At 66.4% G+C, this 2644-nt stretch carries 3 protein-coding genes; all 3 read right to left on the reverse strand.

The window, feature by feature from the left end:
- The coding region (crtB, locus tag BIS11_RS14760; protein WP_253586404.1) for a 15-cis-phytoene synthase CrtB at positions 1-876 on the reverse strand (876 nt) is incomplete at its 3' end.
- Positions 873-2354, reverse strand: coding sequence for a phytoene desaturase (locus BIS11_RS14765; protein WP_253423635.1), 1482 nt, complete (start codon positions 2352-2354; stop codon positions 873-875). The genes crtB and BIS11_RS14765, both read right to left, overlap by 4 nt.
- Positions 2347-2644 (reverse strand): lycopene cyclase family protein (locus BIS11_RS14770; protein ID WP_253586405.1); only part of this gene is annotated, 298 nt, incomplete at its 5' end. The genes BIS11_RS14765 and BIS11_RS14770, both read right to left, overlap by 8 nt.

Genomic DNA, 2644 nt, shown 5'->3' on the forward strand with positions numbered 1-2644 from the left:
CCCCAGCGCCCCCGCCCCGCCGCTGAGCAGAAGCGCAAGCTTCTCGCCGCGCCCGGTACTTTGGCGCGTATCCCAGGCCGCGCTGCCTGCGCGGTTCACCTTCACGCCGATTCTGCGATACACCCCGAGCGCGGTGGCGATCGCCCAGGCCGAGCGCAGCGGAAGCCTCGCGATACCGATGCGCGCCGAGGCGTAGTAGGGCTCCGCCGCCTGGATCAGGCGCGCCGCGACGCGGGCCAGCGCCTCGCGGTGTGCCGGGTCGCGAATCTTCTCGACGCTCAACCCCTCCTCGCGCAGCCACTCGGCGGGCACGTAGCAGCGCCCCGCCTCGGCGTCCTCGACGATGTCCCGGGCGATATTGGTGAGCTGAAACCCCAGGCCCAGATCGCAGGCGCGATCAAGCACAGCCTCGTCGCGCACGCCCATCACCCGGGCCATCATCAAGCCCACCACGCCGGCCACGTGGTAGCAGTAGCGCAGCGTGTCCTCGAACGTCTCGTAACGTTCGTCGCGCACGTCCATGGCGTAGCCTTCCAGATGATCGAAGGCCTGGGAGGGCGGGATGGCGTGGGCGAGCGCCACTTCCTGGAAGGCGGCGAAGGCGGGTTCCATCATCGGCTCGCCAGCGAAGGCGCGTGCGGTCTGGGCTTCGAGTTCGGCGAGGCGCTCTTCTTGTGCCTTTCGCTCACTCTCGACGGGAGCGTTGTTGAAGCCCAGGGTCTGGTCGTCGATCACGTCGTCGCAGTGGCGACACCAGGCGTAGAGCATCAGCGCGCTTCGCCGGGTTGGCCGGTCGAACAGCTTCGAGGCGCTGGCGAAGCTCTTCGAGCCCGCTGCCATGGTCACGGTCGCGTGGTCGAGCAGCGCTTCGCTCATGAGGTGAGCCGCTCCACCATCAGCCCGGCGGTCGCCTTGGCGGAGCCGATCACGCCGGGAATGCCGGCGCCCGGGTGGGTGCCGGCGCCGACGAGATACAAATTGTCGATCTGGCTGTCCAGGTTGTGGGGGCGAAACCAGGCGCTCTGGGTGAGAATCGGCTCCACTGAAAACGCCGAACCCAGGTGGGCGCCGAGGGTGTCGCGAAAATCGAACGGCGTGAACATACGGTGGGTGACGAGCTGGTCTCTCAAGCCCGGCATGTAGTGCTTCTCCAGATAGTCGAAGATGCGCTCGCGCAGTTTCGGGCCCTCGACCTCCCAGTCGAGCGCCGCGGTGCCCAGGTGCGGCACCGGCGCCAGCACGTAGTAGCTGCCGCAGCCTTCGGGGGCGAGCGACGCATCGGTGACACACGGCGCGTGCAGGTAGAGCGAGAAATCCTCGGCCAGGCTCGGCTGGTTGAAGATCTCGTCGATCAGCTCGCGATAGCGCGGCCCGAAACAGACCGTGTGGTGGGCGAGCTGGGTGTGGTTATGGTTCAGGCCAAAGTAGAGCACGAACAGCGAATTGCTCATGCGCTTGCCCTTGAGCCTTCTGGCCCGCTTTTCGCCCACCGGGTGGTGGCCGAGCAGTTTCTCGTAGGTGTGCACCACGTCGGCGTTCGACGCCACGGCCCGCGCCGGGATCTCGCGGCCATCATGTAGCGTCACGCCCCGGGCGCAGTCGCCCGCCATCTCGATGCGCTCGACTTGGGCGTTGACCATGATCTCGCCGCCCAAGTCCTCGAACAATCGAGCCATGCCCTTGACCAGCGCGCCGGTGCCGCCACGCGGAAACCACACCCCCCATTTACGCTCCAGGGCGTGGATCAGCGTGTAGATCGACGAGGTGGCGAACGGGTTGCCGCCGACCAGCAGCGAGTGAAACGAGAACGCCTGGCGCAGGTGCTCGTCCTCGATGTACTGGGACACCTTGGTGTAGACGCTCTTCCAGGCCTGCAGTCTGGCGAGCTGCGGCGCGGCGCGCAGCATGTCGCGAAAGGAGAGAAACGGCACCGTGCCGAGCTTGACGTAGCCCTCGTCGAACACCGCCTTCGAGTAGTCGAGAAAGCGGCGGTAGCCCTCGACGTCGTTTGGGTTGAAGTGTTCGATCTGGCGCTCGAGGCTCGCCTGGTCGTTGTCGTAGTCGAACACCTCGCCGGACTCCCAGCAGAGGCGGTAAAAAGGCGTCACCGGCAGAAGCTCGACGTAGTCGGCGATGTCCTTGCCGGCAAGTGTGAACAGCTCCTCGATAGCGCTGGGGTCGGTGATCACTGTAGGGCCGGCGTCGAAAACGAAGCCTTCGTCTTCGTAGACGTAGGCGCGCCCGCCGGGCTTGTCGCGGCTCTCCAGCAGCAGGGTCGGGATGCCCGCGGCCTGCAGGCGGATGGCGAGCGCCAGTCCGCCGAAGCCTGCGCCGATTACGATCGTTTTACTCATCTTTGAAGGCTCGCAGCCGAGGGGTTTGTTTGAGCACGGCCGGAATGGCCTCGCGCACCGGCACCGGCGGCTTGCCGGAGAGGATGCGCGCCTTGTCGAAAAGCGTGGGCCGGCCGGCGTAGAAGCGCTCGATCAGGCCGTCGTTCAGGGTGTAGAAGCGTTGCATCACCTGCCAGCGCCGATCCGGCGCGCCGGCCAGAAACAGCATGCGGTTGAGCATGCGAAAAAAGCCAAACTGCCGCCAGCGCCGGCGGGCGAAGCGCTCGATCACATCGAACAGCGAGGCGGCG

The sequence above is a fragment of the Halomonas sp. 707D4 genome, from assembly GCF_024158685.1.
Taxonomy (GTDB): Bacteria; Pseudomonadota; Gammaproteobacteria; order Pseudomonadales; family Halomonadaceae; genus Vreelandella.